Genomic DNA, 21,984 nt, shown 5'->3' with positions numbered 1-21,984 from the left:
TGGCTACATATTGCGGCTGATGGCCTCGCTGCGTTCCAGCGTGGCGATCAGCCAGTCGCGGAAGGCGCGGATCTTCGGCTGCTGTGCCATTTCGTGCGAGTACATCAGGTAGTAGGCCCACTCGGTTTCCAGCACGGTATCAAACGGAATCACCAGTTTGCCGCGCTGGATGTCGTCGTTCACCATCGACACCTGTGCCAGCGTCACCCCCATGCCGGCGGCTGCCGCATGCAGGGCGTATTCCAGTGCGTCGAAAGTCACGCCGCTTTCCGAATTCAGCGAGTTCACCCCCGCCAGCTTCAGCCAGCGGTCCCACACATCCTGATCGCGCCACGGGTGCAGCAGGGTGTGGTATTGCAAATCTTCCGGCGTGCGCAGCGGATGCGCACCTTGCAGCAGCGCCGGCGAGCACACCGGCACCAGCTTTTCGCGGCAGATGCATTCGATGCGCATGTCGGTGGACACTTCCGGCCGCGCCATGCCGATGATGGCCAGATCATACTCGGCCCGGTTGAAGGGCTTGTCGTGAATCAGCTGGGTGATCAGGTGCAGGGTGTATTCCGGGTAGCGGGTCTGGAAATCCGGCAGATTGGGCAGCACCCAGCGCATGGCCGGAGTGGGGGGGATGCGCACCCGCAGGCCGCTCTGGCGCAGCCGCAGCATTTCACTGGCTTCGTGTAGCAGCTGGAAGGCATCGCGTGCCGGTTTCACCAGCGCCTCGCCCTCGGCCGTCAGCGCCAGCCCGCGCGCCTGGCGAATGAACAAGCTGGTGCCGTAGAACTCTTCCAGCGTCTGCACATGGCGGCTGACTGCGCCCTGAGTCAGATGCAGCGAGGTGGCGGCACGGGTAAAGGACAAGTGTTCCGCCGCAGCGACAAAAACACGCAGCGCGTTAAGAGGAGGCAGTTTCATCGAATTCATGTCGTTTAGTCATGGCTGGCATGATTATAACTGCTTTGCCAGTTTTGCAGTGGCTGCTTATCCTTGCGGCCTAGCTCATTGATAATCAATGCAAAGAATCGATTTGCTTCAGTTGAAGCATTTTATTGTGCAAAGCCAGCTACTTGCTGGGGTTTTGTACGAGCGATGTCCTCAATGCATGGATAATCTGCTGGCGCGGCAGGTGCCGCCAGCAAGCCCCCATCACCTGGCTGCTGCCCTTGCGGCAGCGCCTACAGTTTTCCACCCATCTCCACGTTGGGAACGGCCGGGTCTTACCTCTGGGACCTGGCCGATTTTTTATCTATTCCGATGATTAGCAGCCTGCCATCCGGCTGACAGGCAAGAAAAAAGGCCACTTGCGTGGCCTGAAGATTCGGAGAAAAAGCCGCAGGACCGGATGAACCGGCCCCCTTGCGGACAAGGGCTGCTTTTTCGGGGTCAGAGTGTACAACGATGTCCGCTGCGGGGCAAACCGCGCCGTGTCGATCAGTCGCCCAGCGCTGCCAGCAGTTCGGCTTGCTGTTCGGTGATCAGTGCGTCGGTCAGCTCGACCAGATCGCCATCCATCACGTAATCCAGCTTGTACAGCGTCAGGTTGATGCGATGGTCGGTAATGCGGCCTTGCGGATAGTTATAGGTGCGGATGCGCTCGGAGCGGTCACCGGAGCCGATCAGGCTCTTGCGCTCGGCCGCTTCCTTCTGCTGCTGTTCGCGGCGCTGGATGTCGTTGATGCGCGCCGCCAGCACCTGCATGGCGCTGGCCTTGTTGGCGTGCTGGGAACGGCCATCCTGACATTCCGCCACGATGCCGGTGGGCAGGTGGGTGATACGCACGGCGGAATCGGTCTTGTTGATGTGCTGGCCGCCCGCGCCACTGGCACGATAGGTATCAATGCGCAGATCGGCCGGGTTCAGCACTACATCCACCAGCTCGTCGGCCTCGGCCATCACCGCTACCGTGCAGGCCGAGGTATGGATGCGGCCCTGGGTTTCGGTGGCGGGTACGCGTTGCACGCGGTGGCCGCCGGACTCGAACTTGAGCTTGGAATAAGCGCCAAAGCCGATGATGCGGACAATGGCTTCCTTGTAGCCGCCCAGGTCGGACTCGCTGGCGGAGACGATTTCCACCTGCCAGCGATTGCGTTCGGCAAAGCGGGTGTACATGCGCAGCAGGTCGGCAGCAAACAGCGCGGCTTCGTCGCCACCGGTGCCGGCACGGATTTCCAGAAAGATGTTCTTTTCGTCGTTGGGGTCTTTGGGCAGCAGCAGTTTTTGCAGCTCCAGCTCCAGCGCGGCCATCTTTTCCCGGCCTTCATCGATTTCCAGCTGGGCGAATTCCTTCATGTCCGGGTCGGACAGCATCTCGCCGGCAGTGGCGATATCGGTTTCGCACTGCTGGTATTGCTGGAAGGTTTCCACCACCGGGGTGAGTTCGGCGTGTTCACGGGTCAGCTTGCGGAACTGACCCATATCGGCAGTCGCCGATTCGCTGGCCAGGAGGTGGGTGACCTCTTCCAGACGATCGGCCAACTGCGACAGTTTTGTCGCAATCGACGGTTTCATTACGACTCCGGGTGTAAGTGGTACAGGCGGGCGATGGTTTCCACCACGGCCGCATGCTCCGCGCCGCTGCCCGAGGACAGGGCCTGGGTCGGGGGATGCATCAGTTTGTTGGTGAGTTGCTGCGACAGGCTTTCCAGCACTTTTTCCGGTGGAGTGCCCTTGGCCAGCTGCTTGAGCGCGGCCTCCAGCGCATGGCGGCGGGTACGGTCGGCTTCGTCGCGCAGGGCGCGGATCAGCGGTACTGTTTCGCGCTTTTTCAGCCAGTCGTTGAATTCGGCCACACGGGCCTGAATGATGGACTCGGCCTCTTCGGCAGCGCTCTGGCGGGCTTCCTTGCCCACTTCCACGATGCTGGCAATATCGTCCACCGTGTACAGGTAGACGTCGTTGAGCTTGCCGACTTCGATTTCGATATCGCGCGGCACGGCCAGATCCAGCATGAAGATGGGCCGATGGCGGCGGGCCTTGATGGCGCGCTCCACCAGCCCCTTGCCGACGATGGGCAGCTGGCTGGCGGTGGAGGTGACCACCACATCGTAGCGGTGCAGCACATCGGGCAGCTCGGCCAGGGTGATGGCATTGCCGCCAAACTGCTCGGCCAGCTTTTGCCCCCGCTCCAGCGTGCGGTTGGCAATGGTGATACAGGAAGGCTCACGCGCGGCAAAGTGGGTGGCCACCAGTTCGATCATTTCGCCCGCGCCGATGAACAGGATGTTCAGTTCACCGATGGTGGGGAAAATCTGCTCGGCCAGTTTCACTGCCGCAGCGGACATGGACACCGAACTGGAACCCACCGCCGTGCTGCTGCGCACTTCCTTGGCCACGGCAAAGGTGCGCTGGAACAGGCCATTGAGCAGCGAGCCCAGCGTGCCGACGTTTTCGGCGGCGCGTACCGCGTCTTTCAACTGCCCCAGGATCTGGGTTTCGCCCAGCACCATGGAGTCCAGGCCGGAAGCCACGCGGAAGGCATGGCGGGCGGCACTGCTGGCATCCAGCTGGTACAGATAGGGGCGTAGTTCTTCCACCGGCAGGCCGTGGTATTGGGACAGCCATTGCAGCGCCTGCTCGGGATTGTTGCTGTTGCAGTAGATTTCGGTGCGGTTGCAGGTGGAAACGATGGCTGCCTCGCGCGCCGCGTGTGAACCCACCAGGCTTTCCAGCGCATTGGGCAATACCTCGGCCGGGAAGGCTAGCTTCTCGCGTACCGACAGCGGGGCGGTGTGATGATTGAGGCCAAAGGCAACCAGATGCATGAGCGGAAAAGGCCGCGGAGGAAATGCGGTATTCTAGCCTAAGTTGCCGCCAACGTCCCTAACTCTGGGGTTTTTCCGTGGCAGTTGGCTCCATCTCATGGCTGCTGTCAGCAGCGTCAGCGCCGCCAGTGCCCGACTACCCGCTGTGCAGCTTCTGTCTTACCATGGCGTCTGACCGAATCAGGAGAACCGCATGTCGCTGAATCTTGCCGATATCCGCCAGGATTATTCGAAAAAGGAATTGTCACCGGAAGACTGCCTGCCGGATGCCGTGGCGCAGTTCGAGCTGTGGCTGAACGAGGCAATGACGGCGCAGGTACACGAACCGACGGCGATGAATGTCGCCACGGTGGGCGAAGATGGCCGCCCGACGGCGCGCATCGTGCTGCTCAAGGGCGTGGAGAACGGCCAGCTGGTGTTCTACAGCAATTATCTCAGCCGCAAGGGCCGGCAGCTGGCGGCCAATCCCTATGTTTCCGTCACCTTTTTCTGGCCGGAACTGGAACGCCAGGTGCGGGTGGAAGGACGGGTGGTGCCGGTCGCGCCGGAGGTCTCCGACGCCTATTTCTCCAGCCGACCCTATACCAGCCGGCTGGGGGCCTGGGCCAGCGAGCAGAGCACCGAGATCAGCTCCAAGAATGTGCTGATCAGCCGCGCCGCCATGTTTGGCGTCAAGCACCCGCTCAGTGTGCCGCGCCCGCCGCACTGGGGTGGCTACGCGGTGATTCCCGACCGTGTCGAATTCTGGCAGGGCCGCCCCAGCCGCCTGCACGACCGGGTGGTGTATCTGCTGCAGGCCGATGCCGGCTGGCAGCGGGTGCGGCTGGCACCCTGAGCTGGCTCAGGCTGGCGGTAGCTGGTGTGCCGCCAGCAAATCCTGCATGAAAGCGCGTAATACCTCGCTCTGTCGTGAGCTTTGTCGCGTCACCATGTGAAAGGTGGGGTGGTAGCACAGCTGCGCCGGATTGAGCGCCCGCAGCAAACCCTGCTCTACCATGGGACGGGCGAAGTGCTCGGGCAGAAAGCCCAGATGATGGCCGGACAGAATCAGCACGGCCATCGCTTCCATATTGTCGGCGCGCGCGGTGATGCGCCAGTTTTCCACCGGCAGCGGGATGTCCGGCAGCGGGTAGCTGCGCCAGGCCCAGTCGTGCCGGGCGACTTCTTCCACCGGCAGATTGCCCGCCTGCTGGAACAGCGGGTGTTCCTGGCTGCAATAGGCCATCTGGTGTTCGGTAAACAGCGGCAGGTATTGCAGGCTGGGGGCGCGGTGCCAGAAATAGCCGATGCCCAGATGGATTTCCCCGTTGATCAGTGTCTCTTCCAGCGTGCCGGGTGCCAGCATGGACAGCACCAGTTCCACCGCCTCTTCGCGCTGACGAAACCGTCGGATGGTTTCCGATAGCCGCGCATGCGCCCGCATGGTGGTATGCCCCACCACACCAATTCTTAACTGTCCCACCAGCTTGCGTTCCAGTTGCCGCGCCTCCACGCAGAAGGCTTCGGCGGCATCCAGCAACTGGCGGCTGGCATTGAGCAGCTGGCTGCCCTTGGCGGTGAGGGCAAAGCCGGCGCGGCCGCGTTCGCACAGGCGATAGCCCAGCCGGGTTTCCAGTGCGGCCAACTGGTTGCTGATGGTGGACTGGCTGACATTCAGGGTGGACTGGGCGGCGGAAATGCCGCCGGCATCGACAACGGCACGAAAAACCCTGATAAGGCGTAAATCAAGGCTGGACAGGGTGTTGAGCATGGTTTTTTCCCGGTGATGACGGTGAGTCAGTCCGGTCATTACACACATTCAGATTTATCAATGTAAACAGTGGAATACGGTGATTTTTCCCAAGTTGCCGCCTGAATAGACTGGGCCCTCGTTCAACCTCAGTTTCAGGAGTCTGCATGTCAATCGCTGAACGCCATCAGCCGCTGGGCGGCAATGCCATGCCGCGCTTTGGCGGCATCGCCACCATGATGCGTCTGCCCAAGGTGGAAACCGCCGCCGGCCTGGATGCCGTGTTTGTCGGCCTGCCGCTGGATATCGGTACCTCCAACCGCAGCGGCACCCGTTTTGGTCCGCGTGAAATCCGCAATGAATCGGTACTGCTGCGCCCTTACAACATGGGCACCGGTGCCGCCCCCTTCGACACCTTGCAAGTGGCCGACATCGGCGATATCGCCACCAATCCCTACAACCTGCTGGACAGTGTGGCGCGCATCGAGGCGGGCTACCGCGAGCTGCTGCAGTACGACGTGATCCCGCTGGGGCTGGGCGGCGACCACACCGTCACCCTGCCCATCCTGCGCGCCATCGCCGCCAAGCACGGCCCGGTGGGGCTGATCCATGTCGATGCCCATGCCGACATCAACGATGAAATGTTTGGCGAAAAGATCGCCCACGGCACCACTTTCCGCCGTGCGCAGGAAGAAGGCTTGCTGGCAGAGGGCCGCGTGGTGCAGATCGGCCTGCGTGGCAGCGGCTACGCCGCCGAGGATTTCGACTGGGCGCGCCGTCAGGGCTTTCGCGTGGTGCCGGCCGAGGAGTGCTGGAACCAGTCGCTGCAGGGGCTGATGCAGGAAGTACGCCAGCAACTGGGCGGCGGGCCGGTGTACCTGAGCTTCGACATCGATGGCATCGATCCGGCGTTCGCACCCGGCACCGGTACGCCGGAAGTGGCCGGCCTGACCTCGGTGCAGGCGCTGGAAATCGTGCGCGGCTGTCAGGGGCTGAACCTGGTGGGCTGTGATCTGGTGGAGGTGTCGCCGCCGTATGACACCACCGGCAATACCGCGCTGCTGGGGGCCAATCTCTTGTTCGAGATGTTGTGTGTATTACCTGGCGTCACGATCCGCCGCTAAAGCAATAACAGGCTGCCACAGAGCAGCCGCATAGATTCCGTTTGAATAGCCAATTAATTGCCAACAAGGCAGATTGAAGGAGAATAACCATGGGACTCGATATCTTCGTCGTGTTCATTTATATCGCCGGCATGCTGTTGCTGGGCTGGCTGGGCATGCGCCGCGCCACCAGCCGGGAGGAATTTCTGGTGGCAGGCCGCAACCTGGGGCCGGGTTTTTACATGGGCACCATGGCGGCTACCGTACTGGGTGGGGCTTCTACTGTGGGGACAGTAAAGCTGGGCTATGTGTACGGCATTTCCGGCTTCTGGCTCTGTGCCGCCCTGGGCTGCGGCATTCTGGTGCTCAACCTGTTCATGGCCAAGCCGCTGCTCAAGCTGAAGGTGTTTACCGTCACCCAGGTGCTGGAGCGGCGCTACAACACCGTGGCCCGCCGCACCAGCGCGCTGGTAATGCTGATGTACGCGGTGATGATCAGCGTGACCTCGGTGCTGGCGATTGCTACGGTGATGCAGGTCTTGTTCGAGCTGCCGTTCTGGATGGCGGTGGTGATCGGCGGTGGGGTGGTGGTGCTGTATTCCGCCGTGGGCGGCATGTGGTCACTGACGCTGACCGACATCGTGCAGTTCCTGATCAAGACCATCGGCCTGATGTTCATCCTGCTGCCCATCTGCCTTTACCGCGTGGGCGGCTGGGAGCAACTGGCGGCCAAGCTGCCGGCGTCCTACTTCAGCTTTACCGCCATCGGTGGTGAAACCATCCTCACCTACTTTGTCATCTACTTCTTCGGCATCCTGATCGGCCAGGATATCTGGCAGCGGGTATTCACCGCCCGCAGCGAAGGCGTGGCGCGCTACGCCGGCAGCATTGCCGGGGTGTATTGCATTGTGTATGGCTTGGTCTGTGCCGCCATCGGCATGGCTACCAAGGTCTTGCTGCCTGATCTGGCGGTGCCGGCCAATGCCTTTGCCGCCATGGTGAAGGAAGGTTTGCCGGACGGGGTGCGCGGGCTGGTGATTGCCGCTGCGCTGGCGGCGATGATGTCTACCGCCAGTGCCGCCTTGCTGGCGGCGTCCACCACGCTGACCGAGGACCTCAGCGGCCGTGATGGCTGCAGCCTGTGGACCAACCGCATTGTCACCCTGCTGGTTGGCCTGCTGGTGCTGGTGCTGGCCATGTTGGTGAGCGATGTGATCAGCGCGCTGACCCTGGCTTACAACCTGCTGGTAGCCGGCATGCTGGTGCCTTTGATGGGGGCCATCTTCTGGTCGCGTGCCACCACGCCGGGGGCCATCAGTAGCATGGTGCTGGGCTGTGGCACGGCTATTCTGGCCATGATCAGCTATGGGCTGGACTCCAATGTGCCCATCTATCTGAGCCTGGCCGTGAGCGTGCTCAGCTTTGTGCTGGTCAGCCTGGTGACCCGCAAGGAGCAACGCCAAGCCGCCGGTATCTGACCGATTGATGGCAGCAAGCGAAACAGCCGGGTATCCCGGCTGTTTTTGCATCTTCCGCTGGTTTAGCCGGCCAGATGTTCGGCGTGAAAGCGCAGCTGCTCTTCGATAAAGCTGGCAATGAAGTAATAGCTGTGGTCATAACCGGGATGGCGATGCAGCTGTAGCGCATGGCCACCGGCACGGGCAGCATTTTCCAGCGCTTCCGGCTTGAGCTGTTCGGCCAGAAAGTTGTCAGCCAGACCAATATCCACTCGCAGCGGCGGGATGTGTGCCGCCTGCTCCAGCACATGGCAGGCATCCCACGCTAGCCACTGGCTGCGCTCCTCGCCCAGATAGGCGGCAAAGGCTTTCTGTCCCCACGGTACATTTACCGGATTGGCAATCGGGCTGAAGGCCGATACCGATGCATAGTCCTGCGGCCGCTTGAGTGCGCAGATCAGCGCGCCGTGGCCACCCATGGAGTGGCCGGCAATGGCTCGCCGCTGGCTTACCGGAAAGTGCGCCTCGATCAAGGCCGGCAGCTCGCGGCTGACATAGTCGTACATCTGGTAGTGACGATTCCACGGTGCCTGGGTGGCGTTGAGGTAAAAGCCTGCGCCCTGACCCAGATCGTAGGCCGGGTCATCGGCCACGCCTTCGCCGCGCGGGCTGGTGTCCGGAGCCACGATGGCCATGCCCAGCTCGGCGGCAATACGCTGCGCGCCGGCTTTCTGCATGAAGTTTTCGTCGGTGCAGGTCAGGCCGGACAGCCAGTACAGCACCGGCACCTTGTCACCCCGTGCCGCCTGCGGCGGCAGATAGATGGCAAAGCGCATGCGGCAGCCCAGCACGGCGGAGTCGTGCAGGTATTGCTTGTGCCAGCCACCAAAGCACATGGTGCTGCTGATGTTTTCCAGATTCATTTCCGTCTCCCGAATAAGCCGGGCCTGCCACAGGTGCAGCCCGGCCCGGTGGTGCTTGGGGCGGCCAACAAGCAGCCTGGCGTCAGCGCAGCAAGGCGCGACGGTGCAGGCCATCTGTCAGCGGACTAGGAACAGGCTCTTAGTCCTTGCTGTAGTGGATGACGGAACGAATACTCTTGCCCTCATGCATCAGCTCGAAGGCGGTGTTCACTTCTTCCAGCGGCATGGTGTGGGTGATGAAGTCGTCCAGGCGGAATTCGCCCTTCAGGTAACGCTCGACATAGGTCGGCAGTTCCGAGCGGCCACGCACGCCGCCAAAGGCGGAGCCGCGCCATACCCGGCCGGTCACCAGCTGGAAGGGACGGGTGGAGATTTCCTGGCCAGCACCGGCCACGCCGATGATCACCGACTCGCCCCAGCCCTTGTGGCAGCACTCCAGCGCGGAGCGCATCACATTAACGTTGCCGATGCATTCAAAGGAGAAGTCCACGCCGCCATCGGTCATTTCCACGATGACATCCTGGATCGGCTTGTCGAACAGCGTGGGGTTGATGCAGTCGGTCGCCCCCAGTTTTTTCGCCAGCTCAAACTTGCTGTCGTTGATGTCGATGCCGATGATGCGGCTGGCCCCGGCCATGCGCGCACCGATGATGGCCGACAGGCCGATGCCGCCCAGGCCGAAGATGGCCACGGTATCGCCGGCCTTCACCTTGGCGGTGTTCACCACCGCACCCATGCCGGTGGTCACGCCACAACCCAGCAGGCACACTTCTTCCAGCGGCGCCGCCTTGTTCACCTTGGCCAGCGAGATTTCCGGCAGCACGGTGTATTCGGCAAAAGTGGAGGTGCCCATGTAGTGATAGATGGGCTGGCCGTCCTTGGAGAAGCGGGTGGTGCCGTCCGGCATCAGACCCTTGCCCTGGGTGGCGCGGATTTTCTGGCACAGATTGGTCTTGCCGGACTTGCAGAACTTGCACTCGCCACATTCCGGCGTGTACAGCGGAATCACATGGTCGCCCACCGCCACGCTGGTGACGCCTGCGCCCACCGACTCGACAATGCCGCCGCCCTCATGCCCCAGGATGCAGGGGAAGATGCCTTCCGGGTCGGCTCCGGACAGGGTGTAGGCATCGGTATGGCACACGCCGGTGGCCACCAGCTTCACCCGCACCTCGCCCGCCTTGGGCGGGGCGACTTCCACTTCCTCGATGGACAGCGGCTGGCCGGCGGCCCAGGCTACGGCGGCCTTGCACTTGATGATGTCTTGACTCATGGGATTCTCCTGATGGGTGGCCAGCGGCATCCCGCCCGGCAAGGGACGGCTGTCGGCCGGTCCGGTGTCTCGGGGCTGGCATGCAGCAGCAAACCGCCATTGTATTGGTGTCTGTTTGCGAGATAATCTGGTCAATTGGTAAATGATTTTTTCCGTGGAGTAATAATGGCGACATGGCAAGGGGTGAGCGAATTCGTCAGCGTGGCCGAACTGGGCAGTTTTACCCGCGCCGCACGGGCGCTGGACCTGTCGGTGGCGCAGGTCAGCCGCGAGGTGACCCGGCTGGAACAGCGGCTGCACGTGCAGCTGCTATACCGCACCACCCGCCAGCTGACCCTGACCGAAAGCGGCCGCCTGTATCTGCAACATTGCCGGCAGTTGCTGGACGGGCTGGACGAGGCCGAACGCGCCTTGTCCTTGCACCAGGCCGTGCCACAGGGGCGGCTCAAGCTCACCGCCCCGGTAGCCTATGGCGAGAGCCATATCGCGCCCTTGATCACCGGCTTTCTGCAACGCTACCCGGCGCTGGACATCCAGCTCAATCTCACCAATCAGGTGCTGGACCTGGTGGCCGAAGGCTACGATCTGGCCATCCGGCTGGGGCATCTGGCCGAATCCAGCCTGATGGCACGCCGGCTGGCCAGCCGCCGTCAGCATGTGTGCGCTGCGCCGGCCTATCTGCAGCGCCATGGCCTGCCCAACAGCTTGTCCGAGCTGGATGGCCACAACTGCCTGCTGGGCAGCAATGACTTCTGGCATTTGCAAGAAGGCAACAAGCGCCGCCTGCTGCGGGTGAAGGGCAGCCTGCGTTGCAATAGCGGCCACGCCCTCACCCATGCCGCCCTGCAGGGTGTGGGTATCGTGCAATTGCCGGACTACTATGTGGCGCGCCATTTGCACAGTGGCGCACTGGTGGAGCTGCTCACCGCCTATCGCGAGCCGGACGAGGGGATCTGGGCGCTGTATCCGCACAACCGCCAGCTCTCGCCCAAGGTGCGCATGCTGGTGGATTACCTGGCCGAGTGCCTGCCTGCTGTTAATCCCTTGCCACCGGTGGCTGGCGGACAAATATCGCCATCGCGCTGAAACCCCGGGCCGCTTTGCCGTATCATGCCGGCATTGCCGCCGGCCTGTTGCCGGGCGGCGCTCTGCATGCAAGGCCCTGATGATGCTGACCCGGCAAATCCCCCGCGAAGAAATCAAAACCATGCCCCTGTTTCCGGCGCTGACGCCGGATCAGGTATGCATGCTGGACAACCCGGAAGCCTTGGCGGCTGCCCTGCCGGATTTGCTGGCGGCGCCCTTGCTGGGTTTTGATACCGAATCCAAACCGACCTTCCGCAAGGGCGAGGAGTCGGACGGCCCGCACCTGATCCAGCTGGCTGACAGTCAGCGCGCCTGGCTGGTGCCGGTGGTCAAGGGCGTGTTGCCGGACGAGATCAAGACATTGCTGGCCGATCCGGCACGCCCGCTGGTGGGTTTCGATCTGGTGTCCGACCGCGCCCTGCTGAAAAGCCGGCTGGGGGTGGAGTGTGGTGGACTGATCGATCTGGGCAACTTGCTGCCCTCCGAGGACGCCCGCATTACCGTGGGGGCGGTGCAGGCGGTGGCGCGGCTGTTTGGCCAGTACTTCCGCAAATCGAAAAAACTGTCCACCACCAACTGGTCGCGCCTGCCCTTGAGCCCGGCGCAGCAAGCCTATGCCGGCAACGACGCCTGGGTGGCACTGCGGGTGTATCAGGAACTGCAGCAGCGCGGCCTGCTGCCGGATGCTGCAGCATGAGCGACTGGACCCGTGCCTTTACCGCGCTGGACGGGCTGGATGACGCCAGCCGCCAGCTGTTGCAGCTACAGAGCCATGCGCTGAGCGCGCCAGAAGGCACGGTGCTGTTCCGCGAGGGCAGCCCCTGCCAGGCCTATCTGTTTGTGCAGCAGGGGCAGATCCGGGTCCAGAAGCTGGGCGAAAACGGCCGCGAAATCACCCTGTACCGGGTGGAAGCGGGTGAAACCTGCATTGTCACCACCGCCTGTCTGATGAGCGGCAAGGATTATGATGCCGAAGGCGTGGCGGAAACCGCCATCCAGGCGCAGGCGCTGCCGATTCCGGCCTTTCGCCAGTTGCTGGCCAGCTCGGCTGCCTTTCGCGATTTCGTGTTCCGCGCCTATGGCAGCCGCATTGCCGACCTGCTGTTGTTGATTGAAGAGGTGAGTTTTGGCCGCATCGACCAGCGACTGGCCGCCTGCCTGCTGCAGCGTGCGCGTGGGCAGTTGGTGCTGAGCCTGACTCATCAGGAACTGGCCGCCGAACTGGGCAGCGCCCGCGAAGTGATCAGCCGCCAGCTCAAGGACTTCGAACGCCGTGGCTGGATTCAGCTGGGCCGTGGCCAGCTGCAATTGCTGGATAGCAGCGCCCTGCAGCAACTGGCCGGCAAATAAGCGCCCACTGTGGTTTTTGCGGCCGTTTTGTCCCAGCTGGTGCCGCTGTGTGATCTAGTCACTGAAGCGGCTTGCCGCAAGGCCTAGTCTCTCCTCATCGCCATCTGCATGGCCCCAACCTGAGGAGAAGCACATGTCCCCGAATGTAGGCGGTATCGACCGCACCCTGCGCATTGTCATCGGCATCGCCCTGATCATCGCCACCGTGGCCGGCCTGTTGCCGGTGTGGGGCTGGATTGGCATCGTGCCGCTGGCCACCGGGCTGATTGGCTGGTGTCCGGCCTATCTGCCCTTCGGCATCAAGACCTGCAAGCTCAAATAACACGATCTGCGATACTCGGGTGATCCTGCGTTGAAATGTCGTTCAAAATGCTCATGGACTCCATGTCCATTCCGCTTTTTCACGCCCTTTCGCCTTGTCTGACCCTTCGTTCGCTAGATCGTGGATGGCTCCAGGACCGCCAATCGGCTGATACCGCCCGAATGGCCGTAGCCGGTGGCATGGTGTAGCCTGACAGCCTTGTTTTCATCGGGTCTGCCCATGTCTGCCACACCACCTGCCCGCCCCCTGTTGCAACGCATCAGCCCCTTGCTGGGGCTGCTGCCCTTTGTCCGCCCCTATCGCCGCCGCGCCCTGCTGGCCTTGCTGGCGCTTACCGTGGCCGCGGTCTCCACCCTGGTATTGCCGATGGCCTTCCGGGTGCTGATCGATCAGGGCTTTTCCAGCCGTAATGCCGGCCATATCAACCAGTATTTCCTCATGCTGTTCGGCGTGGCCGTGGTACTGGCGCTGGCCACCGCCGGGCGCTTTTACCTGGTGTCCTGGCTGGGTGAACGGGTAACTGCCGATGTGCGCAGCGCCGTCTATCGTCACGTCATCAGCATGAGTCCGCAGTATTTCGAAACCACCCAGACCGGCGAGGTGCTGTCGCGCCTCACCACCGACACCACGCTGGTGCAGACGGTGATCGGCACCAGCCTGTCGATGGGCCTGCGCAATGTCTTGCTGATGCTGGGCGGGCTGGTGATGCTGGGCATGACCAGCCCCAGCCTCACCGGCTACATCCTGGTGACGCTATTGCTGGTGGTGCTGCCCATCGTGCTGTTTGGCCGTCGGGTACGGGCGCTGTCCAAATCCAGCCAGGACCGCATTGCCGATTCCAGCGCCATGGCCGGTGAGGTGCTCAATGCCATCCCCACCGTGCAGGCCTTCAACCAGCAGGCACAGGAAGCCGGCCGCTTTGTCGGCTCGGTGGAACTGAGCTTTGCCACGGCGCTGGCGCGTATCCGCGCCCGCTCCTTGCTGACGGTGGCGGTGATCATGCTGATCTTCGGTGCCATCGTGTTCGTGCTGTGGCTGGGTGCGCAGCAGGTATTGGCCGGACAGATGAGCGGCGGCCTGCTGGCGCAGTTCATCCTGTATGCGGTGGTGACGGCCGGTGCCATCGGCGCGGTGGCCGAGGTGTGGGGCGATGTGCAGCGCGCCGCTGGCGCCACCGAACGGCTGATGGAACTGCTGCAGCTGACCTCGCCGGTGACCGAAGCGGCCCAGCCGCATGCCTTGCCCATGGCTGGTCGGCTGCGTTTGCAGCAGGTGAGCTTTGCCTATCCTTCGCGGCCGGAGCAGCCTTCGCTCAGCCAGATTGATCTGGAACTGGCTCCCGGCGAGCATGTGGCGCTGGTGGGCCCCTCCGGTGCCGGCAAGTCCACGCTGTTCCAGCTCTTGCTGCGTTTCTACGACCCGCAACAGGGTGCAATCAGCCTGGGCGGCGTGGACATCCGCCAACTGGCCCTGGCCGATTTGCGCCAGCATATCGGCGTGGTGCTGCAGGATTCGGTGATCTTTGGCAGCAGTGCGCTGGAAAACATCCGCTACGGCCGGCCCGGTGCCAGCGATGAAGAAGTGTTCGCTGCCGCCCGTGCCGCCGCCGCCCACGATTTCATCCAGGCGCTGCCGCAAGGCTATGCCACCTATCTGGGCGAGCGCGGCGTGCGTCTGTCCGGCGGCCAGCGCCAGCGCATCGCCATTGCCCGCGCCATCCTGAAAAACCCGCCCATCCTGCTGCTGGACGAAGCCACCAGTGCGCTGGATGCCGAATCCGAACAGCTGGTACAGCAGGCGCTGGAACGTGCCGCGCACAATCGCACCACGCTGGTGATTGCCCACCGCCTGGCCACGGTGAAAGAGGCCGACCGCATCGTGGTGCTGGAAGGGGGACGTATCGTGGCGCAGGGCCGGCATGATGAGCTGCTGCACAGCTCGCCGCTGTATGCGCGGCTGGCGGCCTTGCAGTTCGGCCCCGAGGCGGGAGCCTTGCCGGCATGAGCGAGGCGGCCGAGGGCGACGCCGGGCTGACCCGGGCCGTGGTGGAGCGCTACCACCAGGCGTGGAAGCAGCGCCGGCTGGAGGACATTCTGGCGCTGTACCACCCGCAGGTGAGTTATCACGACTTCCTGCAGAACCGGGTGTTCCGGCTGGCCGAGCTGCGTGACTACGTGCAGGCGTCCCTGCCACAGGGCGAGGCCGAGCGGCTGGAGCACTGCGACCGCATCCGCGTGGATGGCGATACCGCCTTCATCCAGTACCAGCTGGTGTTGCGCGGTAGTGGCGGGCTGGCTTCCTTTCAGAGCAGCGAAGCCATTAGCGTGCGCGACGGGCTGATCTGGCGCGTGCGCGAATATGCCACCCTGCAACACGGCAGCAAGGCTGGCAGCGGCGCGACCAGCCAGCGCAGTCCGCTGCAAAGGCTGGGCCTGTCGGCACGCCAGCTGGGGCGCATGGCGGAAGACCTGCACAGCTATTTCCGTCTGCAGCAGCCTTATTTGCAGGCCGACTGCAATCTGGCGGCCGTGGCCAGCGCCACCGGCTACAGCCGCAACCAGCTGTCCTATCTGCTCAACCAGGTACTGGGGCAAAGCTTTTACCGCTACGTCAATCAGGCCAGGCTGCAGCATCTGCTGGCCAGCCTGCCCGCCGCCGACAGCATGGCGCGCATCGACCAGCTGGCCTTTGCCGCCGGCTTCAATTCGCTATCGGTGTTCTACCGCTGTTTTCGCGACCATACCGGCCTGACCCCCGCCACCTGGCTGCGGCGTTTTCCGTGCGGGTCCGCACAGACGACCAGCCAGCCGGACAAGGACTAAGCTGCAGGCTTCTTGCATGGAGGCCTGCCGATGGGCGCAACACACAATATCAGCCTGTGGATGGAACAGCTGGGCGACAGCCTGCAGCCGCGCCCGGCGCTGCACGGCGATATCGAAGCCGATGTCGCCATTGTCGGTGCCGGCTTTACCGGGCTGTGGACGGCTTATTACCTGAAACAGCAGGCCCCGGATCTGAACATCGTGGTGCTGGAAGCCGAGATCGCCGGCTTTGGCGCATCCGGCCGCAATGGTGGCTGGGTGATTGGCGAGGTGCTGGGCGAAGACCGGCTGCTGGCCGGGCTGGACCCGCTCGCCCGCAGCCATAGCCGCGCACTGCTGCATGACATTCCCGACGAAGTGGGCCGGGTCATCGCCCGCGAAGGCATTGACTGCCACTATCGCAAGGGCGGGGTGCTGTACTGTGCCGCCCGCTATCCCGAGCAGGAAAGCCGGCTGCGCCAGCAACTGGTCGACTGGCGCGCCCATGGCCACGGCGAGGAAGACTATCGCTGGCTGGAGGTGGCCGAATTGAACCAGCAGCTGCGTCTGGCCACGCCGTATGGCGCGGTGTTTTCGCCCCATGTGGCCACCATTCAGCCGGCGCGGCTGGTACGTGGCCTCGCCGCCTGTGTCGAAGGCATGGGGGTGGCCATCCACGAACAAAGCCGTGTCGACACGCTGCGTGCCGGCGAGCTGCGCACCGCCCACGGCCGGGTGCGGGCGCGCTGGGTGGTGCCGGCGGTAGAAGGCTATGCCAGCACCCTGCCGCCGTTTGGCCGTTATCAGTTGCCGGTGCAAAGCCTGATCATCGCCACCGAACCCTTGTCCGAGGCGCTGTGGCAGGAAATCGGACTGGAACACGGCCAGGCCTTCAGCGAAAACAGCCGGCAGGTCAGCTATGGCCAGCGCAGCCGCGACAATCGGCTGGTGTTTGGTGCCCGTGGCGGCTATCGCTTTGGTGGCCGGCTGCGGCAGAACTTCAATCTCAGCCCGGACGAAATCAATCTGCGCCGCCAATTGATGGTGGAGCTGTTTCCCATGCTGGCCGGGGCGCGCATTACCCATGGCTGGGGCGGCAATCTGGGTGCGGCACGGCGTTTTCAGCCCCATATGGTGTGCGATGCCGGCCACGGTCTGGCCTGGGCCGGTGGCTATGGCGGTGAGGGCGTGGGTGCCAGCAATCTGGCTGGCCGTACCCTGGCCGAGCTGATGCTGGGCAAGGACACACTGCTGACCCGCCAGCCCTGGGTAAAAACCGTGGCCAGCCTGGGCCGCTGGGAGCCGGAGCCACTACGTTGGCTGGGCTACAACGCCATCATCAAGAGCTTTGTCTGGGAAGACCAGACGCTGAACAACCCCGCCAGCCCGCCATGGCAGCGTCGGCTGGTGCAGCGGCTGGCCGACCGGATGGAAAGCCTGATGCGCTAGCCAGCACCGCCCCTTGCCACAAGGCCAGACCATTTACAGTGAGTGCCAGCTAACAGGAGAAGCATCATGTCGATTACCCTGCTGCCGCAATGCGGCGCGCTTCCGCTATCCGCAGCCAGCCCGGTGGCCATGCCGCTGAGCTTGCCGCACGCGGCCACCCGCGTGCATGCCGTCGAGCGCCCGGACGGCGTGGAAACCGGCGTGTGGGAATGCAGCCCCGGCCGCTGGCGGCGCCAGATCATGCAGGCGGAGTTTTGCCACTTTATCCAGGGGCGTTGCCGCTTTATCCCCGATGATGGGGAGGCCATCGACATTCGCGCCGGCGATGCACTGTTTTTTCCCGCCAATAGCGCGGGGGTGTGGGAGGTGACGGAAACCGTGCGCAAATCCTATGTGCTGTGGCCGGACTGAGAACAAGCGCAGAAGCCGCGGTAGCGGCGATAAGGACGACGGCATGTCGCGGTGGACGGGGTAGCGGGGCTTGGCCTAAACTGGCCGCTCTCCCCTCATGGCTGCTGCATGCCGAAGCAGAATCCCGTGTTCAATACTGCATCAGACCAGCCGCTCGCCTTGCCAGGCCGCTGGCGGGTCACCATCCCCAAAGCACTGTGGCCGGAATTTGAAGGCTATATCTGGCAGCATCATCGCGGTTTCCTGCTGCTGACCAATATCATCGCCGCGCTGGCATTTTTCTCTTATGTGCTGGCCGATTCCCTGCTGATTCCTGACATGGCGCAAGCATCACTGCTGCTGCGCGCTGCCCTGTTGCTGGTGGCCTTGCTGGATATCTGGCTGGTGTTTGGCCGCAGCCGCAACGTCCTGCTGATGGACCAGCTGATGCCGCTGCACGACCTGATTGCCACCGTGGCCTGGTTCGAGCTGCTCAAGCGCAGCCACTCGCCGGATGTGCCCACTTTTCTCTATGCCTCGCTGATTTTCATCGTGTTCGCCAATCTGGGCGTGCGGGTGTCGTTCAAGGGTGCGCTGGCCAGCTCGCTGGCCATTTCACTGGTGATCATGGGCAATGTGGCGCTGATGAACCCGCAGGACAGCAAGCCGCTGCTGGTGTTCTCGCTGGTCTACCTGCCGGTGCTGCTGTTCTGCCTGTTCATGAGCTGGAATACCACCAGCAGCGTGCGGCTGGCTTTTTATGCCTCACGGGAAGAAGCAAGGTGCAAGAACGAACTGTCCTCGCTGAACCGGCGGCTGCAAATGCTGGCCTCCACCGATGCGCTCACCCAGGTGGGCAACCGCCGCGCCTTTGATCTGCAGCTGGAGCAGCTCTGGCTGCAGATGGGCCAGCATGGCCGGCCCTTTGCCCTGCTGCTGGTGGATATCGATTTTTTCAAACCCTATAACGACCACTATGGCCATCTGGCAGGCGACCATGTGCTGGCCGAGGTCGCCAGCGCCATGGTGGGCAGCCTGCGCAGCGGGCAGGCCAGAGCGTTCCGCTATGGCGGCGAAGAGTTTGCCATCCTGCTGCAAAGCGGCCATCAGGACGAGCTGCAGCACATCGCCCAGCGCCTGCTGCAGCAGGTGGCGGCCTTGCAGGTAGAACACCGCCACCGCCCGGACGGGCTGCCGCATCTCACCATCAGCGTGGGTGCGGCCTTGTCCAGTCTGCCGGGCTTGCGCCACGCCACCGACCTGCTGGCCTGCTGCGACCGCATGCTGTATCGCGCCAAGCAGCAGGGGCGCAACCAGCTGCAGCTGGCGACGGATGCCATGGCGGTGGGCAGCGACTGAGCGCCGCCTGGCGTCAGTCTTGCGGCTGTCCTCCGGCCCTTTGCAGCACCGCACCCAACAGCACATCGGCCCCCATGCGGACGTCGTGTGGCAGCGCGTCTTCCGCCTCGTTGTGGCTGATGCCGCCCACGCAGGGGATGAAGATCATGGTGGTAGGACAGTGCCGTGCCAGATGGATGGCGTCGTGGCCGGCACCGCTGACAATCTCCTGATGCGGATAGCCCAAGGCCGTTACCGCCTGCTGCACGGCAGCGATGCAGTCGCGGTCGAACGGCGTGGCGGCGCTGAACCAGTGCTGCTGGATGTCGACCGTCAGGCCGCGCGCCGCTGCCAGTTCCTGCAGTACGGCGCGGGCGCGTTGCTCCATGGCCGCGATCTGCGCGTCCTGATGGTGGCGCAGGTCGATGGTGAAGTGGACCTGGCCGGGAATGGTATTGCGCGAGGAGCCGGGAATGGCCAGCTGCCCCACGGTCACCAGCCCGTGCGGGCTGAATTCACCGGCCAGCTGTTCCAGCCGGCTGATCATGGTGCTGGCTGCAAACAGGGCATCGCGGCGCAGGGCCATGGGCGTGGTGCCGGCGTGGGCCGGGCTGCCGGTGACCAGCACATCCAGCCAGCAGATGGCCTGGCCGCCCGTCACCACCCCGATGGGCAGGCCGGCCTGTTCCAGGATCGGCCCCTGTTCGATATGGGCTTCGAAATAGGCATCAAACGCCCGGCCCAGCGGCAGGTTGCCGGCATGGCCGGCCAGCGCGGTGGCCACGCTGATGCCCTGTGCGTCTTCTGCGGCCAGGGCCTCGTCCAGCGGCAATACACCGCAAAACGCCGCCGAACCCAGCATGGCCGGAGTGAAGCGCGCGCCTTCTTCATTGGTCCATACCGCAATTTCCAGCGGCTTGTCGGTGGTGATGCCGGCATCGTTCAGGCTGCGTACCACTTCCAGCCCGGCCAGCACACCATAGATGCCGTCAAAGCGGCCGCCGGCCGGCTGGGTATCCAGATGGCTGCCCATCACCACCGGCATGGCTTGCGGGTCGCGGCCGGGGCGGCGGGCAAACAGGTTGCCGATGGCATCGGTGTCCAGGCTCATGCCGGCCTGGTGGCACCAGTCGGCAAACAGGGCGCGGCCGGCGAAGTCTTCCGCCGACAGGGCCAGCCGGCAATTGCCGCCTGCTGTGGTGGGGCCGACTTTGGCCATGTCCATCAGGCTATTCCATAAGCGTGGACCATTCACGGTCAGCATTGTCGTTCTCCTCAATTGTTTGTGTTTGTTTACGCGGCGGGGCTTCAGTAGCCCAGCGCCGGATCGGCGCGATGCAGCAGGGCTGCGCCTGCGGCCAGCCGCCGGGTGTTTTCTGCGATCTGGCTGGCAATGCAGCGCGCCGAGGCGGCCGAAGCCATGTGCGGCGTGACGGTGACGCCCGGCGTGCGCCACCACGGGTGAGCGGCTGGCAGCGGTTCCTGTTCGAACACGTCGAGCAAGGCCGCGCGCAACTGGCCACTGCCGAGGGCTGCTGCCAGATCCGCAGCCGCCACATGCTGGCCACGGCCGCCATTCACCAGCACTGCGCCGGGGGCCAGTGCGGCAAACAGCTGGCTATCCAGCAGTCCTGCGGTGGCGGTGGTCAGCGGCAGCAGATTGATCAGCAGATCCAGCCCGGCCAGGCAGTCCTGCAAGCCGCTGTCGCCGTGGTAACAGCCCACCCCGGCCAGCGTCTTGGGGCTGCGCGACCAGCCGCGTACCGCATAGCCGGCCCCGGCCAGATCCTGTGCCACGGCGCTGCCCATCGAGCCCAGTCCCAGCACGCCCACCCGGTATGCGCTAGCGGGGCATTGCGGCGGCCGCTGCCAGCGCGCCTGGCGCTGGTTGGCCAGCACCAGGTCGAAATGACGCTGATAGTGGATGACTGCCCAGCGCATGAACTCCACCATGCCCTGGCGCTGTTCCGGGTCCACCACCCGGCACACCGGCACGGCCGGCAAGCCGCCGGCTGTGTCCAGGTGCTCGATGCCGGCGGAGACCGAATGGATCAGCCGCAGCCGGGGCAATGCCTGCAAGCTGCCTGCTGGCGGAAACCAGCAGGCGGCAACTTCCGCTTCGCTGGCACCCGCCTCGTGCGCTTGCAGCACGCACAGTGCGGGTGCCACCTGGGCAAAGGCCTGGCGCAGCGCTTCGATCAGTTCGGCATCGTCGGTGAGTAGCACCACCGTGCTCATGAGGCATAGCTTTGCTGTTGATCGGCAATCAGCGACAGCGCCGCCTGCCAGCCCAGGGCGATGATTTCTTCTTCATCGCTACGGGCGAACTGGGCCGAGGTGTGCTGGCGCACCGCCTCGCTGGGGTAGTGCAGCTGTGCGCCGCCAGCCATGGCCTGTACCTGTGCCTGACAGGCGCGCTCCAGGAAGTAGATTTCGTGGAAGGCTTCGGCCACCGAGCGGCCACCGGCCAGCAGGCCGTGGTTGCGCAGGATCAGCGCCTTGTTGTGCGGGCCGAGGTCGGCCACCACCCGTTCGCGCTCTTCCAGCGACAGGGCAATGCCCTCGTACTCGTGGTAGCTCAGCCGGCCGTAAAACTTGAGCGCATGCTGGGTAATCGGCAGCAGGCCATGTTCCTGTGCCGACACCGCCATGCCGGCTGCGGTATGGGTGTGTACCACGCAGTGCAGGTCGGGCCGGGCCATGTGCACGGCAGAATGGATGACAAAGCCTGCCTTGTTGACGCGCTGCACCTCACCGTCACCGCCCACCACATTGCCATGCTGGTCGATGCGTACCAGGTCGGAAGCACGCATGTGCTGGAACAGCACGCCGTAGCGGTTGATGAGGAAATGATGCTCGGGGCCGGGGATGCGCAGCGAAATATGGGTGTCGATCATGTCCGTCATGCGGAAATGGGCGATCAGCCGGTACAGCGCTGCCAGCTCGCAACGCGCCTGCCATTCTTCAGGGGAAAATCGGGCCGCTTGATTCATGAGGTTCTCCAG

The 21,984-nt window shown here is 63.8% G+C and carries 21 protein-coding genes; 12 read left to right on the top strand and 9 right to left on the bottom strand.

The features are described 5' to 3' along the window. Positions 1-3: 3 nt before the first annotated feature. The 3 genes from DBR44_RS18005 to hemA all read right to left on the bottom strand — a co-directional run bounded on the left by DBR44_RS18005 (position 4) and on the right by hemA (position 3,758). A complete protein-coding gene (locus DBR44_RS18005; protein WP_124645362.1) occupies positions 4-921 on the bottom strand; it encodes a LysR substrate-binding domain-containing protein in 918 nt (305 codons plus the stop codon). Positions 922-1,428: 507 nt separating this feature from the next. After that, positions 1,429-2,505, bottom strand: a complete 1,077-nt coding sequence (prfA, locus tag DBR44_RS18000) for a peptide chain release factor 1 (RefSeq protein WP_124645361.1) — start codon at positions 2,503-2,505, stop codon at positions 1,429-1,431. Continuing rightward, a complete protein-coding gene (hemA, locus tag DBR44_RS17995; protein WP_124645360.1) occupies positions 2,505-3,758 on the bottom strand; it encodes a glutamyl-tRNA reductase in 1,254 nt (417 codons plus the stop codon). Before hemA ends, prfA begins: the two co-directional genes overlap by 1 nt. A gap of 193 nt (positions 3,759-3,951) precedes the next feature. Here hemA and pdxH point away from each other — a divergent pair, with 193 nt between their 5' ends. Continuing rightward, positions 3,952-4,593: a pyridoxamine 5'-phosphate oxidase gene (gene pdxH / locus DBR44_RS17990; protein WP_124645359.1), complete on the top strand. Its 642-nt coding sequence runs from the start codon at positions 3,952-3,954 to the stop codon at positions 4,591-4,593. A gap of 6 nt (positions 4,594-4,599) precedes the next feature. Here the strand turns inward: pdxH and DBR44_RS17985 are convergent, their stop codons facing one another. Beyond that, a complete protein-coding gene (locus DBR44_RS17985) occupies positions 4,600-5,547 on the bottom strand; it encodes a LysR family transcriptional regulator (RefSeq protein WP_233578652.1) in 948 nt (315 codons plus the stop codon). Positions 5,548-5,654: 107 nt separating this feature from the next. Here DBR44_RS17985 and speB point away from each other — a divergent pair, with 107 nt between their 5' ends. Beyond that, the gene (speB, locus tag DBR44_RS17980) at positions 5,655-6,611 is read left to right on the top strand and encodes an agmatinase (RefSeq protein ID WP_124645358.1); all 957 of its coding nucleotides are present in this window, start codon (positions 5,655-5,657) and stop codon (positions 6,609-6,611) included. 89 nt (positions 6,612-6,700) lie between these two features. Continuing rightward, positions 6,701-8,068 (top strand): sodium:solute symporter, encoded by a 1,368-nt coding sequence (locus DBR44_RS17975; protein WP_124645357.1) that lies wholly within the window; start codon positions 6,701-6,703, stop codon positions 8,066-8,068. A 62-nt stretch (positions 8,069-8,130) separates the two neighbouring features. Here the strand turns inward: DBR44_RS17975 and fghA are convergent, their stop codons facing one another. Beyond that, complete coding sequence (fghA, locus tag DBR44_RS17970) at positions 8,131-8,964, bottom strand: S-formylglutathione hydrolase (RefSeq protein ID WP_370449676.1); 834 nt, start codon at positions 8,962-8,964, stop codon at positions 8,131-8,133. Between the two features lie 145 nt (positions 8,965-9,109). Then, positions 9,110-10,231 carry an S-(hydroxymethyl)glutathione dehydrogenase/class III alcohol dehydrogenase gene (locus DBR44_RS17965; protein WP_342773793.1) on the bottom strand — a complete coding sequence of 374 codons (1,122 nt, stop codon included), beginning with the start codon at positions 10,229-10,231 and terminating at the stop codon, positions 9,110-9,112. Positions 10,232-10,408: 177 nt separating this feature from the next. Here DBR44_RS17965 and DBR44_RS17960 point away from each other — a divergent pair, with 177 nt between their 5' ends. From DBR44_RS17960 to DBR44_RS17920, 9 genes are all read left to right on the top strand, one after another. Beyond that, positions 10,409-11,329, top strand: a complete 921-nt coding sequence (locus tag DBR44_RS17960) for a LysR substrate-binding domain-containing protein (RefSeq protein ID WP_124645354.1) — start codon at positions 10,409-10,411, stop codon at positions 11,327-11,329. Between the two features lie 121 nt (positions 11,330-11,450). Beyond that, entirely contained in the window at positions 11,451-12,026 is a 576-nt protein-coding gene (locus tag DBR44_RS17955) for a 3'-5' exonuclease (protein ID WP_158613660.1), read from the top strand. Further along, positions 12,023-12,679, top strand: coding sequence for a Crp/Fnr family transcriptional regulator (locus DBR44_RS17950; protein WP_124645352.1), 657 nt, complete (start codon positions 12,023-12,025; stop codon positions 12,677-12,679). The genes DBR44_RS17955 and DBR44_RS17950 overlap by 4 nt, the downstream gene beginning before the upstream one ends. Positions 12,680-12,812: 133 nt before the next feature. Continuing rightward, positions 12,813-13,001, top strand: coding sequence for a DUF2892 domain-containing protein (locus tag DBR44_RS17945; RefSeq protein WP_124645351.1), 189 nt, complete (start codon positions 12,813-12,815; stop codon positions 12,999-13,001). A gap of 219 nt (positions 13,002-13,220) precedes the next feature. Beyond that, complete coding sequence (locus tag DBR44_RS17940; RefSeq protein ID WP_124645350.1) at positions 13,221-15,005, top strand: ABC transporter transmembrane domain-containing protein; 1,785 nt, start codon at positions 13,221-13,223, stop codon at positions 15,003-15,005. Then, positions 15,002-15,823, top strand: coding sequence for a nuclear transport factor 2 family protein (locus tag DBR44_RS17935; protein WP_124645349.1), 822 nt, complete (start codon positions 15,002-15,004; stop codon positions 15,821-15,823). The genes DBR44_RS17940 and DBR44_RS17935 overlap by 4 nt, the downstream gene beginning before the upstream one ends. 30 nt (positions 15,824-15,853) lie before the next feature. After that, a complete protein-coding gene (locus tag DBR44_RS17930; RefSeq protein ID WP_124645348.1) occupies positions 15,854-17,251 on the top strand; it encodes an FAD-binding oxidoreductase in 1,398 nt (465 codons plus the stop codon). A 66-nt stretch (positions 17,252-17,317) separates the two neighbouring features. Then, positions 17,318-17,662 carry a cupin domain-containing protein gene (locus tag DBR44_RS17925; protein ID WP_124645347.1) on the top strand — a complete coding sequence of 115 codons (345 nt, stop codon included), beginning with the start codon at positions 17,318-17,320 and terminating at the stop codon, positions 17,660-17,662. Between the two features lie 126 nt (positions 17,663-17,788). Next, positions 17,789-19,000, top strand: coding sequence for a GGDEF domain-containing protein (locus DBR44_RS17920; RefSeq protein ID WP_199731098.1), 1,212 nt, complete (start codon positions 17,789-17,791; stop codon positions 18,998-19,000). Between the two features lie 13 nt (positions 19,001-19,013). Here DBR44_RS17920 and DBR44_RS17915 read toward each other — a convergent pair whose 3' ends face one another. From DBR44_RS17915 to DBR44_RS17905, 3 genes are read right to left on the bottom strand one after another with little or no spacing between them, the layout of a single operon-like run. Continuing rightward, a complete protein-coding gene (locus tag DBR44_RS17915) occupies positions 19,014-20,243 on the bottom strand; it encodes a Zn-dependent hydrolase (protein WP_124645345.1) in 1,230 nt (409 codons plus the stop codon). Positions 20,244-20,287: 44 nt separating this feature from the next. Next, positions 20,288-21,217: a glyoxylate/hydroxypyruvate reductase A gene (locus DBR44_RS17910; RefSeq protein ID WP_124645344.1), complete on the bottom strand. Its 930-nt coding sequence runs from the start codon at positions 21,215-21,217 to the stop codon at positions 20,288-20,290. Next, positions 21,214-21,972 carry a class II aldolase/adducin family protein gene (locus tag DBR44_RS17905; protein ID WP_124645343.1) on the bottom strand — a complete coding sequence of 253 codons (759 nt, stop codon included), beginning with the start codon at positions 21,970-21,972 and terminating at the stop codon, positions 21,214-21,216. The genes DBR44_RS17910 and DBR44_RS17905 overlap by 4 nt, the downstream gene beginning before the upstream one ends. Between the last annotated feature and the right edge of the window lie 12 nt (positions 21,973-21,984).

This window comes from Aquitalea sp. FJL05 (genome assembly GCF_003852595.1).
Classification (GTDB): Bacteria; Pseudomonadota; Gammaproteobacteria; order Burkholderiales; family Chromobacteriaceae; genus Aquitalea; species Aquitalea aquatilis.
Note: the sequence above shows the minus strand (reverse complement) of the source record. Positions and strands in the feature narration are given on the sequence as shown.

What these genes read in the sequence shown, in the direction of transcription:
- DBR44_RS18005 (WP_124645362.1), bottom strand. Translation starts at nt 921, where the DNA reads ATGAATTCGATGAAACTGCCTCCTCTTAACGCGCTGCGTGTTTTTGTC.
- prfA (WP_124645361.1), bottom strand. Translation starts at nt 2,505, where the DNA reads ATGAAACCGTCGATTGCGACAAAACTGTCGCAGTTGGCCGATCGTCTG.
- hemA (WP_124645360.1), bottom strand. Translation starts at nt 3,758, where the DNA reads ATGCATCTGGTTGCCTTTGGCCTCAATCATCACACCGCCCCGCTGTCG.
- pdxH (WP_124645359.1), top strand. Translation starts at nt 3,952, where the DNA reads ATGTCGCTGAATCTTGCCGATATCCGCCAGGATTATTCGAAAAAGGAA.
- DBR44_RS17985 (WP_233578652.1), bottom strand. Translation starts at nt 5,547, where the DNA reads ATGACCGGACTGACTCACCGTCATCACCGGGAAAAAACCATGCTCAAC.
- speB (WP_124645358.1), top strand. Translation starts at nt 5,655, where the DNA reads ATGTCAATCGCTGAACGCCATCAGCCGCTGGGCGGCAATGCCATGCCG.
- DBR44_RS17975 (WP_124645357.1), top strand. Translation starts at nt 6,701, where the DNA reads ATGGGACTCGATATCTTCGTCGTGTTCATTTATATCGCCGGCATGCTG.
- DBR44_RS17960 (WP_124645354.1), top strand. Translation starts at nt 10,409, where the DNA reads ATGGCGACATGGCAAGGGGTGAGCGAATTCGTCAGCGTGGCCGAACTG.
- DBR44_RS17955 (WP_158613660.1), top strand. Translation starts at nt 11,451, where the DNA reads ATGCCCCTGTTTCCGGCGCTGACGCCGGATCAGGTATGCATGCTGGAC.
- DBR44_RS17950 (WP_124645352.1), top strand. Translation starts at nt 12,023, where the DNA reads ATGAGCGACTGGACCCGTGCCTTTACCGCGCTGGACGGGCTGGATGAC.
- DBR44_RS17945 (WP_124645351.1), top strand. Translation starts at nt 12,813, where the DNA reads ATGTCCCCGAATGTAGGCGGTATCGACCGCACCCTGCGCATTGTCATC.
- DBR44_RS17940 (WP_124645350.1), top strand. Translation starts at nt 13,221, where the DNA reads ATGTCTGCCACACCACCTGCCCGCCCCCTGTTGCAACGCATCAGCCCC.
- DBR44_RS17935 (WP_124645349.1), top strand. Translation starts at nt 15,002, where the DNA reads ATGAGCGAGGCGGCCGAGGGCGACGCCGGGCTGACCCGGGCCGTGGTG.
- DBR44_RS17930 (WP_124645348.1), top strand. Translation starts at nt 15,854, where the DNA reads ATGGGCGCAACACACAATATCAGCCTGTGGATGGAACAGCTGGGCGAC.
- DBR44_RS17925 (WP_124645347.1), top strand. Translation starts at nt 17,318, where the DNA reads ATGTCGATTACCCTGCTGCCGCAATGCGGCGCGCTTCCGCTATCCGCA.
- DBR44_RS17915 (WP_124645345.1), bottom strand. Translation starts at nt 20,243, where the DNA reads ATGCTGACCGTGAATGGTCCACGCTTATGGAATAGCCTGATGGACATG.
- DBR44_RS17910 (WP_124645344.1), bottom strand. Translation starts at nt 21,217, where the DNA reads ATGAGCACGGTGGTGCTACTCACCGACGATGCCGAACTGATCGAAGCG.
- DBR44_RS17905 (WP_124645343.1), bottom strand. Translation starts at nt 21,972, where the DNA reads ATGAATCAAGCGGCCCGATTTTCCCCTGAAGAATGGCAGGCGCGTTGC.